The following is a 15,554-nucleotide window of genomic DNA, read 5'->3' as shown; positions in this document are numbered from 1 at the left end:
ATTAATAAGGATTGCTAAATTAAATATTTTTTCTAAAAAATTAAATTAATCTTACTATTTAACCTTTTTAGACTCTTTTCAAAGAGAAGAAAGATAATAACAGCAAGCAAAATTCCAGCAGTATTCGCCAAAATATCATACCAATCTGGTTCTCTATAACTGGTAAGTACACCCTGTAAAACCTCAATTAACATACCAAACAGTATAGAGAGGCCGGCTAATTTAAATAGGTTACCTTTATAAGTAGCTTGAGGTCTATTTCTTTGCATAAAATATACCTTCCACAATGCTACAAGTCCAAAATAGGCCCCAAGATGTAAAAGTTTATCTGTAGGATTAAAACTCCCCACACTAATTTTACCGAGTTTCACTAAAGAAGAAACCGTTAGTAATATAGTATAAAGGCTCGCTACAAATAAAGTTATTTTAGCTACCAAGAACTTCTTTGTAGGCATCTGCACTTAAAAGATCTTCCAGCTGAGATTCATCAGAAAATTTAATTTTAATCATCCAACCTTCTCCGTAAGGATCTGAATTTACTTTTTCCGGCTCATCTTCAAGGCTCTCGTTAAATTTAATAATTTCGCCAGAAAGAGGCAAATAAAGGTCTGAAACTGTTTTTACAGCTTCAACTGTTCCAAAAACCTCTTCTCTTTCAAGGGTTTCGTCTACGGTTTCTACTTCTACATAAACGATATCACCTAATTCGCCCTGGGCAAAATCTGTAATACCAATTGTAGCCGTATCACCTTCTACCTTAATCCATTCGTGGTCTTTGGTGTACTTTAAATCTTGTGGAATATTCATTAGTTCTATTTTATATTAGAGCAAAGTTAATTTTTTAAAGCAATACTTCAAACAAGCCTCAATTAATTTCCAAAATTATATCTAAGTGTAATACCCGATCTTATGGTTGTTTGCGGAAATGCAGTAGATACTGCATATTCAGAGAAATTATGTTCGTAATAAAATATTGCCGTTAGATTACTGGAAATTGCATAATCTGTTGTAAAATTAATACGCCATATATCCTGGCCGGCAATTACCTGGCTGGTTTCTAAATCTAAATACCTTATAATACTCTTATTTCTTCTAAAGGAAACATCTGCTTTAAAATTAAGATCGCTGCTTAGAATACGATTGGTGCCTCCAAGGCCGGTGGCAATCCTTAAATCGCTAATTCTATAACCCGCACCTAAAATATATTCGTTTCCGGTGGTTTCAGTCAATAAATTATTATCAAAACTCAGGGAAAGCATTCGGTCTTTTCTTACTTCTGCTAAAAGCTGAATAGCATTTTTCGTTTCCAGGTCTAATCGGAAAAGCGGCGTAAATAATTCAGTTAAAACAATATTAGAATACAGCATTGGGTTTTTAAAATCCCCGGCTTGGTTGGTTTCAAATTCATTCTCGGGATCGTAATCCAGGTTTGTTTGAAATTGATTAATGGTATAGTTAGACTGGTAGCCATGATTGATGGAAATTCTTCTGAATTTATCTTTAAACCAACCAATTCGCATTAAACCGGTATACTTCATATTCCAGTTTGGCAAAGGCATATCTCTAAAAGCTCCCAGCTTAATATCTTCGGGATCTTTCCCTGCATAGGCCGAAACAAAAGCCGGTAATAAAACGGCCTGGTTTGTTTTTCCTATTCCTACCGGATAACCGTCTTCATCTACATTATTGGGATCTAAACCTCTCTCCTGAGCAATACGGCGAGCAATATTTAGGCGATTTTCCCTAAAGTTTTCAAAAGTTTCAGAAGATTGCTCATCTGACTGATTAAAGGCGGTTTTTATTAGAATAGTAGAAATATTAAAATTCCCATAATTATAAGGCGTCAAAGAAATATATTCCATGGTAGTAGGATTTACCCTATAATTCTCTGAGAAATTTTCTGAATAATTCCTATTTGCGCTAATATCTACAGTAAGATCTGGAACAATATCCAGCGAAGCCTGAACGTCTAATTGCTCGTTTTTAAGTGTAGAATACTGTTGGTTAAAATTTTGGAATAAGGTTAACCAACCTCTTCTGGCAGCGGTATACCTAACTTCATCCTGCCAACCAAAAGTAAAGGCTGTACTGGGCTGCAAGGTGCCCATAAACCCCACGCTGGGAGTATAACCGGGAAGAAAAGTCCCTTCATTTTCGCGATAGTTTACCTGCAGTCTACTTAAAATAGTTACAAAATCTACAAACGTATTAAAGCTCTTGCTAGTTTTCTCAACCACTTGGGTATTTTGGGTTCGCTCTGCATCTCGTGGACTTCCATCTAATGTAGGCACCCCGGCGCTTCGTTGCTTTATAGTTTGGCCTCCACGCCCTTCTTTCTTTTCCAGCCCCAGGTAAGAATACAGGCTCTCCATATCTAAACTTGCATTTATTTGGTGAGAACTTGAATTCTGAACACTATTTCCAATATCTGGAATTCCTTCCAGGTTTTCGTAAATCCTGGAACCGCGTTGCCATTGGAAATCGCCTGTATAAGAATACGTAGCATTTATAAATTCCAGCACAGGAATTTTATCAAAAGGAAGATCGTAATTAACCTGCAGATTTTGATAATGCAAATCTGGTGTGCCTATACTGAAAAAATTATCCCAAACCCCAATCGTATTGTTGGCAAAACCGTCTTCATCTATATAATTTCTTACTATTCGATTATTGGAAGCGTTGAAGCTGAAATTTAGAGAATTAGTAAGATTATAATTTACACCATATTCCCAGTTAAACATATAGTTTCGCTGGTAAAGTGTTGGAATTCCCAAATCATCGTCTGAGAGTTCCAGGGATCTAAATTTTTGTTCGTTGTATTGTCTTAAAATCGTAGAACTCGCATTTATATTAGAAGGCAGTAAATTCACATTAAAATCTCTTACCAGGGAATAATAATCGCTGCTATCTAAAGCCGAAATATTTTTGAAAGGTTCTACCTGTCTGGGTTCAAAATTAAACTCGTAGGTTGCCCCGGCTCTTACATTTTGGTTTAAAGACTCTTCAATTTCAAAATCCCGATGATCTACCTGATTATAAGAAGTTGTAAAAGCAAAATTCTCTATATCATAAGGCATGGGTTTTGCCTCGCCAGTGCGTTCCTTCCGCAAGCCTATAATATTTACACTTTGCCGTTTTGTATAAGACTGCGATTGTTTTTTTACCCTATCTCTTTCTACAGGATCTACAATATCGGCAAGTCTTGTTTCCAGTTCTAAATCAAGAAATTCCTGGTCGTATTTTGGTGTAATTAACTCCTCGCCCCTACTATAATTAAACGGAATTTTCACACCCCATTTTTCTGGAAGTAACTGGCCGGCATTTATATTGGTCACCACATCATATTGTTGTGAATTTTCCCGGCTCCGCTGATTTGGCCCCTGTTCTATTGTTCCAAACCCCACGGTACTTTTTCTACCGGTAGCGGCAACCGTAGCAAAATCAGAAAAATTGGTGTCCATATTAACTATTGTTGCCCAACCGCCTTCATTATCAAGATCTGAAAGTCTTAGTTCGTTAAACCAAACCTCTCCACATAAATCCTGAACCCCATTGGTGGGAGTTCCATTTTTTAAACCTAACATTAATACTCTTACATTTCCAAAACTGGGGTTTCCTTTTATCCCAAGGCGTAATTGATCCATTTCATAGGAGTCTTCTTCGTCAATTAATTTCAGGTTTTCGGTAAAGAAATTTAATTCTCCAGAATTTAAAGAAGGATCTCCTAAAACACCCGTTTTTACGCGTTGAAGTAGTTCCAACGGAAGATTCATTCGGTTAACTTCCGGCCAGATATCTTCAGCAGTCATCGCGCCAAAAGCCGTGGGACTTAATGGAATTTCAATTTGATAATAATTATCGGTAAAATCGGTTCCCATTCTTACAAAAGCTACCAACTGTCCCTCTTTTAAAGGAGTTTGGTTGGGTAGCGATTCAGCGTGTAAAAACATTTCAAGGTTTTTATACTGCCGCATATCTATCTGGAAATTTTTGTAAACCGCCCTCGCATCCTGTGGTTCCAGATCACAAACCCTAAGAGAAAGTGATTGCTCGTTTTGCCTTATATTGGTATTATTTTCAAAAAGCTCTTCTCTAATTACGCCCGGAGGTAAAACATAAGGCACCGGTTGCCTATTTTCGTTTTCCTCAATATTTACTGCTGAAACTTCAAAAAGAGTGTTTTGATTTTCCGGAAGAATATTTCTATCTCTTAAACCGCGATTATACCTTCGGTAGTCGCCTCTCACCAATTCCATAGTTCCAAAGCGCAATAAAGTTTCTTCTTCAAAGCCACTAAGAAACATTCTCATAAAACGAATAGATCTATAATCGGCTATACCTCCTTTAGCATCTGTAGGCTCGTAAATTGGAATTTTAAACTGAAGCCAGCGCACCGGGAGTTCATTCCCATTTCTAAGCGTGGTGGTAAGTTCTTTCTCGTCCGTTATATATTGATTATTTTCTACGCCCATCCCAGGGAAGAAAGGTATTTTATATTCAAAATAACTATCTATAGTGTTCATTGTATTATCCCGGTTCACATCTTCAGTAGTTGGCAATGTGGTATTTCCCCTATTGGTATCGCCAACTTCTGGCGGCGAGTTGCCATCTGGCCCGTTATAATTCCGGTAGCGATTAACTATATCGCCATCGGTATTTAGAAAATAATCGTAATTATCTGCCGCAGGATCGGGTAAATTGCTGAATTCAGGAAATTTTAATGATTCTTGCGCATCTGATAGACCGTCATAACCCACATCCTGGTTGGTTCGCTCTTCCCCTTCAGAATCAAAAGCATAAATTAAGGATTGGTCTGCAGGGACTTTGGCAACCTGCGTTTCTATGGTATTTTCTGCGCCACCACTAGCGGGCAAACCGTTTTCATATTGTTTACGACCATCTTTCAGAACATCTTCAGAAATATTCCCTAAATTAAAATTGATAGTTCCCGCTGAATTTCCCCTATTTTCAGAATAAATATAAGGGTCCATTACCCAAAATTCTATAAACTCTACATTGCTTTGTTCAAAATTGGTAGTATTTATTCCGCGCATTATTCCTCCAAAACTTTCCGAAGGATTGGGCAGGGATCCATTTGTGGCTGCAGGGTTAAAATTATAAGGCCCACGTTCTTCAGGAAAATAAGCTACATCCATAGTGTACACCACCTGGGGCTGTCCTTGCACTACATCGGTATTCGGAAAAATTTCGCTCAAGGCAACTCTTCTTGTTGCGTAGGTAGAAATATCGTTATCTGTAATCCCATTGGGGCGGTTACTGCTATAAAAAATAGGATCTATAGTATACCAGGCCAATTTCGCCCTTTTATCACCCACCTTTATATCGCCATTGGCGCGTTCCCCACCATACCCAAGCGGAACACTACTTAATTCCCAACTTAATGGAGCACTAATATCTATTGTAGTTTGCGCTGCTTCAAAATCGTCTATATAGGTGGTTGCTTTTCCCTGAAAATCGTTAATTGCCGGTGCCCCAGGTTGTAAATAGGCAAATTCTCCAGTTACCGAAAAGTTAGAAGGTACATCGGTATCTATGTTGGGCAACTTATTTACCAGCCTTGTAAACAAAGGAACCTCGGTAGAATAATTCACATTAAAACCGAAAATTGAATTATTTATGGGCTCGTAACTGTAATTTGCTTTTTGGGTTAGCGGGCGTTCCTTGAGGTTTAGGAAAGTAGCACCAACCAGGAAATTTTCATTAAACTGATGTTCTACATTTATCCCTGTAAAACGTTTGGTTTGCTGCCCAAACAAGGCATTATTTTCGGTATTTACCTGGATTGGAATATCTGAAGCTAACAAAGCTTCGTCTATAATTTGAACTCTTCCCAATTCATAATTCACTACATAATCTACACCTTCCTGCAACAACCTACCCCCGGCAGTTACGGTAACAGATCCCGGCGGAAGGTTAAAGCCAATAGGAATCCCTTCAACTTCGCCCGATTTATATCTCCCTTTTAACTGAAATTTATTCTTATCGGCATCTTCCTGTTCTGCCTGTGTTTTCGTGGTTCGATATAAAGACCTAAAAACATATTTTTGTTGATTGGCATTCCAGGTTTCGGGATTATTATAATCTTCGGTTCCGGTATTGGGGGAGTTATCAAGTTTTTCAAATAAATGCCGCCCAAAGGGTTCTACCGAAGTAAAAATTATATTTCCATTTTGTGGATCTATTGTTAGACCAGGCACATAATCAAAGAAACCATCTCCACCATTTATAGGGTCGTTATTGTTATTTAATTTATCGAGGTTAAAAACCCTAAGCAATGGGGCTTCCCTAACATCTTCAGGCAATGGTACCGAGCCATCACCAGCAGGTTTTATATAATTTAGTGGCTGCGGATCTGTATATAAAATATTCATTCTAAAATCTTCCCGCTCTAATTGATAAGCGCCAAGACTATAAATATTTTTCATCATTAAATCCCAAACAGGCTCATCTACATTTGTAATAGTGCTTTTTAGCATTTTAACCACCAGGTTCTGGTTTATGCGCTGGTTTGTTACCGGCTCATTGGGATCTTGTGTTGGGTTTTGAGCAGGATTATTGTCTCCTGTTGCATTCACGCCATCGTTGGCGAATTCTCCAACCTGGTAAACTTCACCGTTTACCGTATACTGAAAGGCGATGGCTAAAATTTCATCATTGCTTAATCGCTGGTTTAAGGAAATATAACCAAGTTGGGTGTTCAAACTATATTCGTTGGGCTGCAATTGTCTTGCATTCTCCAATTTTACATAATCCAGCCCTTCTGAAACCTGAACTCCGCCAAAACCATTATCTACCGTTGCCACATCTCTAATTGCGGACGTAAGCACAGATTCTGCCGAACCATTTATACCAAATGGATTAAAATCGTTATTCTCGTTATCTGGAAAACTTCCTCCTGGCTGATTAAAAAACCCTGCTGGAATGTTATCTAAACCTATATTTCCCGGTAAATTAGTTTCTCCCAAATCCTGGATAGCGACAATATTCCTCGTATCGGTTAGGTTTTGAACATTATTGGTTCTATTGGTTACCCAAACCTGCACCCTTTTAATCTGAATATTGGTATTTATAAAAGGATAATTTTTAAGCGCCTCACCATAGTTGTCTCTAAAATAATGAGAAAGAAAAAAGTGACGATCCTGGTCGTAATCCAGTGCAAACTTTTCAAATTCTTCTACAGTAGATCCACCTTCCACATTTACCGTTCTTCGTTCTGATTTCTGTTCAGAAAACACACCGGTAATTCGGGTTTTTCCGAATTGTAATTCGGTTTTAAATCCGAACAAACTTTGTGCGCCCTGCATTAGCGCATTATTGAGCGGCATATTTACATTTCCTACTTCAATTTTTCTTACAATATCATCTTCGGTAGGCGTGTATTCTAACTTTAATTGATTTTGAAAATCAAATGTAGATTCTGTATCGTAATTGGCGGTGATTTGTAAGCGTTCCCCTATTTGCCCAAGCAGGCTTAAACTAATTCGCTGATCGAAATCGAAAGTGAGGTTTTGCCTGTTCCTTGGAGAAAAAGCCGGGTTATCCTGTTTGGTGTAAAGCAAACCCAAATCCATCTCTACCGTTCCCTGCGGAACAATATTAATTTCTGAACCACCAAAAATGCTTTCAAAAAAACTATTATTTACGTAAAAATCTGGCAATAAATCTCGCTGAATTTCCGCTGCTCCTTCTTTTCGCCCGGCCTGCGCATCAATTTTCTGCTTAAAATAATTGCGCATTTCTTCATCTAAGACCAGGTTTTCGTATTCTTCAGGAGTTAAAATTAAAGGGATAGAAAGATCTAAATCTCCCAACTGCTCCCGATAAATATACCGGTCTAAAATAGGATCGTATTCGTAGAAAGAAGAGATTAATTCAGAATCAGGCAGCGTTATTTCACCCAAAGTATACCCGGTTTCGGTGGTATCCTGAGGGGTTTCCTGTGCAGTGGAACTCAATGAAATTATCAATGACAACAACAAGCTGAGCTTAACCGAAGTTGACAATTTCCAGTAATTGTGCCTCAATTCTTTACAAATTTTTAAGAGCCATTTTTATAATAGATTCTACGGTAGGGCTGTTAGAATCTTTCATTATCTTATCTACTACCCTTGTAGCCTGCTTTCTTGCGAAGCCGAGAGTCTCTAATGCAGATAACGCTTCTTCTTTTATAGTATTGTCCTGAGGAACAAAAACTTCGTCTTCCCCATAGACTTTCAATATTTTATCTTTTAGGTCCAAAATTACGCGCTGTGCGGTTTTAGCACCAATTCCTTTTACACTTTGTATGGTGGGAACATCGCCATTTGCAATAGCATCTTTAACCTGGTTGGGTTCTAAAGAAGATAACATTGTCCTGGCCGTACTGGTACCCACACCCGAAACCGAAATTAGCAGCCTAAAAATATCCCTTTCAGACTTTTGATAAAAACCATAAAGCGTATGGGAATCTTCCTTAACGTGTAAATGGGTATAAATACTTATATTTTCTGAATCTGGTATGAGAGAAAAAGTATGAAGAGAAATATTGACCATGTACCCCACGCCGTTGCAAGCGATTACTATGTAGGTAGGATTCTTCTCTATTAATTGCCCCTTAAGATGATGAATCATAAAATTTTAAACTTAACGAGCCAAATGTAGTAAATAAAAGTTAAGCCCGAAATCTTTGCTTCGGGCTTAACTACTGTATATGCAACTTATTTTACTCGATAAGCGAATTTAAAAATCCTTCGGACTTACCTCAAAATTGAAATAATTCAACTTATGTACAAATTTGTAAACTTACTTCTTTTGTTTTTTTTCTTTTTCCTGTGCATCAACTACAGTTACAGCAGTCATATTCACAATTTCTTCTACACTTGCGCCAAGCTGAAGAATATGAACTGGCCTACGCATTCCCATCATAATCGGGCCAATAGAATCTACCTTGTTAAGTTCTTTAATTAGCTTATAAGTACTGTTGGCTGAATCAAGATTAGGATAAATTAAAGTATTTACTTTTTTTCCCGCTAATTTTGAAAATGGGAACTTATTTTGAAGCATTTCACGGTTAAGCGCAAAATCGGCCTGCAACTCTCCATCTACATTTAATTCAGGATGATTACGGTGTAAATAAGAAACAGCTTCTTTCACTTTTGTAGCACGCGGATCTTTAGATGAACCAAAATTGGCATAAGACATCATAGCAACTACCGGTTCTAAACCAAATAATTGCACAGTTCTCGCCGTCATTTGGGCAATTTTAGCAAGATCTTTTGCCGGCGGATCTATATTAATAGAAGTATCACTTATAAAAAGAGGACCTCTAGACGTATTCATAAGGTTGGTGGCGGCTACACGGGTAACTCCCGGAGCCATACCAATAAGTTCCAGCATAGGTTTTACTACTGCCGGGTAGGCCCTGGAATATCCTGAAAGCAAGCCATCGGCATCACCTTCGTTAACCATCATGGCGGCAAAATAATTACGTTCCCGCATTAGTTTTTCGGCATCATAAAGCGTTACACCGCTACGGTTTCTCGTCTTCCAATAAACCTGCGCGTAAGCTTTTCTATGCTCTTCTTCCTCATCAGATTTTGGATCTATAATAGCAACTTCTTCGTGGAAGTCTATTTCTGCCATTAATTCTTCAATAAGCTTTCGGCGGCCCAGTAAAATTGGAATAGCGATTCCTTCATCGTGCACAATTTGTGCTGCTTTAAGCACATCAAGATGATCAGCTTCAGCAAAAACAATTCGTTTAGGATTCATTTTTGCACGGTTTAGCAACAACCTTGTGATCTTGTTATCACTGCCCATTCTTTCAAGCAGTTCTTCTTCATACCTATCCCAATCCTGAATAGGTTGTCTCGCCACACCGCTTTCCATTGCAGCTCTGGCCACTGCCGGTGGCACTTTAGCAATTAAACGCGGATCAAATGGCTTTGGAATAATATAATCTGAACCAAAATTTAAACGGGTTTCTCCATAAGCGATGTTCACCTGCTCGGGTACGGGTTCCTTGGCCATTTCGGCTAAAGCTTTTACCGCGGCCATTTTCATTTCCTCGTTAATCTTTGTGGCCCTAACATCTAAGGCTCCCCTGAAAATAAACGGAAATCCAAGTACATTATTCACCTGGTTGGGGTGGTCACTTCTTCCCGTAGCCATAATAATATCCTTACGGGTATCCATTGCCAGTTGATAATCAATCTCGGGATTTGGATTGGCCATGGCAAAAACGATAGGGCGTTTCGCCATACTTTTTAGCATCTCTGGAGAAACAATATCGGCGATAGAAAGGCCAACAAATACATCGGCATCTTTCATGGCTTCCTCCAGGGTATCTATTTTCCTGGAAGTAGCAAACTCTATTTTTTCTTCAGACAGGTTTGGACGATCTTTTCTAATTACGCCCTTACTATCTGTCATTATAATATTTTCAGCTTTTGCTCCAAAAGCTTTATAAAGTTTAGTACATGAAACCGCTGCCGCACCGGCACCGCTTATCACGATCTTCACTTTTTCCATCTTTTTCTTAGCAAGCTCCAGTGCATTTAGTAAAGCCGCAGCCGAAATGATGGCTGTCCCGTGCTGGTCGTCATGCATTACGGGAATATCCAGCTCAGCTTTTAATCGCTTTTCTATCTCAAAAGCTTCGGGAGCTTTAATATCTTCAAGGTTAATTCCGCCAAAAGTTGGAGCGATATTTTTAACCGTTTCAATGAATTTATCTACATCTTTAGTATCTACTTCAATATCAAAAACATCAATATCGGCAAAAATCTTAAAGAGCAAACCTTTACCCTCCATAACCGGCTTAGAGGCTTCTGGACCAATGTCTCCAAGACCTAAAACAGCGGTTCCATTAGAGATAACGGCAACAAGGTTTCCTTTGGTAGTATATTTATAAGCGTTTTCTTTATCTTTTTCTATCTCCAGGCAAGGTTCTGCCACCCCAGGGGAATATGCCAGGGAAAGATCTCTTTGTGTTGCATACTTTTTTGTAGGTACTACCTCTATTTTCCCGGGCTTGGGTTTGGCATGGTAAACCAGTGCTTCTCTTCTTTTTCTAGGATTATTGCTCATAATTTAATTTTTCTACTTACTACAAAGGTAGCAAGCTTGGTTTCAATATTGAACTCTAGCGGAAAAAAGAAAACTTAAAATTCAGAAAATTGACGGATTATTTTATCTCCCGTATTTTAATGAAAATTTAATAAAAGAGGAGCTGTTTTAGCCTGAAAAGCTTATAAATTTTAATGATTCTTGCAGTTTACTGAGGTTAAAACTTTAATATTATTTGCTTATAAATTCAATATTTCGCTTTAACCCTTCAAATTTTGTTCTTTTCACAGCCGATTTTCTAAAGATCTCATTAAAAGTTTCTTTGGTAAGTTCTTCCCAGCCCTGTTTATCTTTTTCTAATAATTCTGGATGCGGATTAAGCAATGGTTCGTTGTGAGGTTTTGAAAAACGGTTCCACGGGCAAACATCCTGGCAAATATCGCAGCCAAACATCCAGTCTTCAAACTGGTTTTTATAGGAGTTAGGCAGTTCATCTTTTAGCTCTATCGTGAAATACGAGATACATTTACTCCCATCTACTTTGTAAGGTTCAACAATAGCATCGGTTGGGCAGGCGTCTATGCAGGCGGTACAGCTTCCGCAGTGATCGGTAACCGGAGTATCGTATTCCAACTCGAGATCTACAATCAATTCAGCTATAAAATAGAAAGAACCGGTTTGTTTGGAAAGTAAATTGGAGTGTTTTCCAATCCAGCCGAGTCCGCTTTTAGCAGCCCAAACTTTATCCATAACCGGCGCTGAATCTACAAAAGCCCGCCCATCAATCTCTCCAATTTCATCTTGCATAAACTGCAATAGTTGCTTCAGTTTATCTTTAATTACAAAATGATAATCCCGGCCATATGCGTATTTGCTAATTTTATAAGAATCGTTCCTCTGGGTTTCTTCAGGATAATAATTCAGCAAAAGTGAAATCACACTTTTAGAACCCTCTACGAGTTTTGTAGGATCCAAACGCTTATCAAAGTTATTCTCCATCCAGCGCATTTCGCCGTGACGATTTTTCTTGAGAAATTCTTCAAGGCGCGGCGCTTCCTTTTCAAGGAATTCTGCTTTAGAAATTCCACAAGATAAAAATCCGAGGCGTTCGGCTTCGGATTTTATCAACTTTGTGTAAGCTTCCTTCAGAGTATCCTTCATAGTTTTACAAAGATGCGATTTTTAAAACATTTGAAGGATTTAAAAACCAAGAGCTCTGGAAACAATAATATATCCTGGCTCTGAAAAAAATATGGAATATTTGCCTATGGTGTGTTTTCGGCTAGAGGAGCCATATGCTCATGGGTAATTTTCCAGCCATCACTGGTTTTAATAAAAAGTAAAGTTCCCTGCATCTTAAAATCATAAGCTTCTTCGCCCCTTTCAAATTTGAAATTGGCATGGAAAGTTACATTAGCTACGTCACCACCATATATATGGATTTCCAGATCTTCCCAATCCCACTTTTCAACTGCAGTAATGGTTCCAAGAAAATTTCGTTCGAATTCATCATTTTCTTCAGGCCCCTGTCTTTTTCCGCCATCCTGGAATTCGGTAAATTTTGGCCCGTAGGCGTGCATCGAGATTAATTTGTCAGTATCATTATTTCGTATGCTTTACTCTATCTCCTCAAGAGCATACTTCACTTCCTCCTTTTCTTGCGCATATTCCTTACTCAGATCAGTTTGGCAGTAAGCCGAGCTGCATCCAAAAAGTAAGGCAATTAGAATAAACATTTTAGCTTTCATGACACTTAGTTTTAAGGTTACATTTTTTTCAAACACATTGATACTTAATGTACAACCATTTGATTTACAAAATAATAAGGGTTTACAGGGGTTTTTAAGATGTTTCCCGAGAGATCTCTCGGAACAATAGTTTTTTAGAAAACTTAAGGGCGCTCAGTAAGAATTAAAAGGAAATAATGATTGTTTATTGATCTAAAGTCAGGTCAATAATAAAGTAGATGGTTTTAGCGGAATATAAAATCAGGATCTTGATTGAAATTTTAGAATAGCATTTTTTGGTTTGAGCGTTATAAGTGGCTTAATATCGATCTCATCAAAACCAGGAACTATTTTATACTGGCTTACTAATTCGGTAACTGCAATGATCATCTCGAACATGGCAAAGTTATTACCTATACATTTCCTGGGGCCGGCGCCAAACGGGAAATACTGAGATGAATATTTTCTTCCTCCCTCAGCGAAGCGTTCCGGCTTAAAAGAATCGGGATCTTCCCATAAGTCAGGATGACGATGAACCTCATGAATGGAAAACAATAAATTAGATCCAGGCTGAAAATATTTTCCCTCGAATTCATCTTCTTCCAGGTTAACCCGATCTATAAAATATGCCGGCGGATATAGTCTCATAGACTCTTCAATCACCTGTTGGGTAATCTGGCATTTGATCACATAACTCATTAAGTCCAGATCCTGTTCCTTTAAAGAAGAAATTTCTTCATAGATCTTCTCCTGCCATTCCGGATTTAACGCCAGCAATTGAGCCGTAAAGGTTAGTGAGTTGGAAGTAGTCTCATGACCGGCAGTAAAAAGTATTAGAATCTCATCAATAAGTTGCTCCTCATCCATAAAATTCCCGTCATCATACTTTGCTTCCAGCAGCATATCTAAAAGATCATCATATTTTTCATTTGACTCTCTTCTTTCCTGAACAATCTTTCTTAGAATGTTCCGGGCTTCGGCAGTAAGTTTAAGATAACTATCAATCTTCCCGCTTGCTTTAAACCACCATCCCAAATAGGGCTGGCGTAGTTCCTTAACAAGCATTTTCTGGGTCTCTTCTGTAATATATTGCAACCTATTGATCTCTTCCTGATTCGCAGCACTGCTAAACAAAGATTTAACCACGGTTTGAAAAGCAAGATCATTATAAATAGGAAAAATATCCAGTTCTTCATTTACTGTAATCTTTTTATATTCCAATAATATTGCCTGCTTTATGGAATCAAGCAGATTAGCAAGTTGTTTTTTATGAAATGCAGGCTGAATTAGCTTTCGTTGTTTTTTCCAGTGTTCGCCTTCTGAAGTAAGCAATCCTTTTCCAACATATTTAACCAGATCTTTAGTCTGGATCTCAGACTTCACGAAGTTCTTCTGATTCTTTTGAAGTACATATTCCACCAGTCCCGCATCCCTGGAAAATATTACTGATTTATTAAATCCAATATTTAACCGAAATGTATCTCCTTTCTTCTGAAAATTATTATGGTGAAAAGGCAGAGGATTCTTTAAAATATTGGCGGAATGCTTTAGGAATTTCAGTAAAGATACTTCAGGTATTTTGCCATCTTCAGTCATAAATTACTGATTAAAAAGTCCGCCCTGAATATCTCCTTTTACCCTGCCCAAATGTTTGTAAGCAGCTTCGGTAACTTCCCTCCCTCTTGGGGTTCTATAAATAAATCCCTGTTGGATAAGAAAAGGTTCGTAAACCTCTTCAATAGTTTCAGCACTTTCGCTTACCGCGGTAGATAAAGTAGTTAAACCAACCGGGCCACCTTTAAATTTATCAATAATGGTTTCCAGGATCTTATTATCCATTTCATCCAGACCGTGGGCATCTACATTTAAAGCTTTTAGACCGTATTTAGCGATTTCCATATCAATCTTTCCATTGCCTTTAATTTGGGCAAAATCCCGAACACGACGAAGTAATGCATTCGCAATTCGAGGTGTTCCGCGGCTTCTCCCTGCAATCTCTATAGCAGCATCAAGGCAAATAGGCACACGAAGAATTTCTGAACTACGTTGAACAATATCTGAAAGCAATTCTGTTGAATAATATTGTAAGCGACTGGAAATACCAAAACGCGCCCGCATAGGCGCTGTTAGCAAGCCAGAGCGTGTGGTGGCTCCTATTAGGGTAAATGGGTTTAGATTAATTTGAACCGTCCTGGCGTTAGGTCCAGATTCAATCATAATATCTATTCGGTAATCTTCCATTGCTGAATAAAGATATTCTTCAACAACCGGACTTAACCTATGAATTTCGTCTATAAAAAGAATATCGCGTTCTTCAAGGTTTGTGAGTAATCCCGCAAGGTCACCCGGTTTATCCAAAACGGGACCTGAAGTAACTTTAATTCCTACCTCCAATTCATTAGCCAAAATATGCGCTAAAGTAGTTTTCCCCAGGCCGGGAGGACCGTGAAAAAGGGTATGGTCTAAAGCTTCACCGCGTTGGTTTGCAGCTTCCACAAAAACCTTAAGGTTATCCAGAACCTGATCCTGGCCGGCAAAATCATCAAAACTTAAGGGGCGCAATGCCCTTTCGATATCAAATTCTTCAGGAGAAAAATTCTCTCCGCTGGGATCCAGGTTTTCATTCATAAATCAGCAAAATTAAAGATAAGCTAGTTTAACAAAGATAAGTAAAATAGCGCGGGCCAAATTTAAAAGAACTTAAGTTATAAATTCAATTAAAATGTATTTACAAAACCTATAAAAAGTAAAAAACCTCTC

The 15,554-nt window shown here is 38.2% G+C and carries 9 protein-coding genes; all 9 read right to left on the bottom strand.

Annotated elements, in window-relative coordinates:
• Positions 1 to 32: 32 nt before the first annotated feature.
• The 9 genes from B4F31_RS10905 to ruvB all read right to left on the bottom strand — a co-directional run bounded on the left by B4F31_RS10905 (position 33) and on the right by ruvB (position 15,422).
• The gene (locus B4F31_RS10905) at positions 33 to 437 is read right to left on the bottom strand and encodes a VanZ family protein (protein ID WP_286761307.1); all 405 of its coding nucleotides are present in this window, start codon (positions 435 to 437) and stop codon (positions 33 to 35) included.
• The gene (gene gcvH / locus B4F31_RS10900) at positions 427 to 807 is read right to left on the bottom strand and encodes a glycine cleavage system protein GcvH (protein WP_075325655.1); all 381 of its coding nucleotides are present in this window, start codon (positions 805 to 807) and stop codon (positions 427 to 429) included. The genes B4F31_RS10905 and gcvH overlap by 11 nt, the downstream gene beginning before the upstream one ends.
• Positions 808 to 869: 62 nt before the next feature.
• The gene (gene sprA / locus B4F31_RS10895; protein WP_286761345.1) at positions 870 to 7,985 is read right to left on the bottom strand and encodes a cell surface protein SprA; all 7,116 of its coding nucleotides are present in this window, start codon (positions 7,983 to 7,985) and stop codon (positions 870 to 872) included.
• 64 nt (positions 7,986 to 8,049) lie between these two features.
• On the bottom strand, positions 8,050 to 8,631 hold the full coding sequence (gene ruvA / locus B4F31_RS10890) for a Holliday junction branch migration protein RuvA (protein ID WP_075325653.1): 582 nt from the start codon (positions 8,629 to 8,631) through the stop codon (positions 8,050 to 8,052).
• Positions 8,632 to 8,802: 171 nt separating this feature from the next.
• Complete coding sequence (locus tag B4F31_RS10885; protein WP_093305046.1) at positions 8,803 to 11,088, bottom strand: NADP-dependent malic enzyme; 2,286 nt, start codon at positions 11,086 to 11,088, stop codon at positions 8,803 to 8,805.
• A 210-nt stretch (positions 11,089 to 11,298) separates the two neighbouring features.
• Positions 11,299 to 12,228, bottom strand: a complete 930-nt coding sequence (gene queG, locus B4F31_RS10880; RefSeq protein WP_075325652.1) for a tRNA epoxyqueuosine(34) reductase QueG — start codon at positions 12,226 to 12,228, stop codon at positions 11,299 to 11,301.
• A 104-nt stretch (positions 12,229 to 12,332) separates the two neighbouring features.
• Positions 12,333 to 12,680, bottom strand: coding sequence for a nuclear transport factor 2 family protein (locus B4F31_RS10875; protein ID WP_286761344.1), 348 nt, complete (start codon positions 12,678 to 12,680; stop codon positions 12,333 to 12,335).
• A gap of 375 nt (positions 12,681 to 13,055) precedes the next feature.
• Complete coding sequence (locus B4F31_RS10870) at positions 13,056 to 14,390, bottom strand: cytochrome P450 (RefSeq protein WP_286761306.1); 1,335 nt, start codon at positions 14,388 to 14,390, stop codon at positions 13,056 to 13,058.
• Positions 14,391 to 14,393: 3 nt separating this feature from the next.
• Complete coding sequence (gene ruvB, locus B4F31_RS10865) at positions 14,394 to 15,422, bottom strand: Holliday junction branch migration DNA helicase RuvB (protein WP_075325649.1); 1,029 nt, start codon at positions 15,420 to 15,422, stop codon at positions 14,394 to 14,396.
• Positions 15,423 to 15,554 lie beyond the last annotated feature (132 nt).

This window comes from Salegentibacter sp. UBA1130 (assembly GCF_002311535.1).
GTDB classification, from domain to species: domain Bacteria; phylum Bacteroidota; class Bacteroidia; order Flavobacteriales; family Flavobacteriaceae; genus Salegentibacter; species Salegentibacter agarivorans.
The sequence above is the reverse complement of the archived record's forward strand: the minus strand, read 5'-3'. Positions and strand labels throughout refer to the sequence as shown.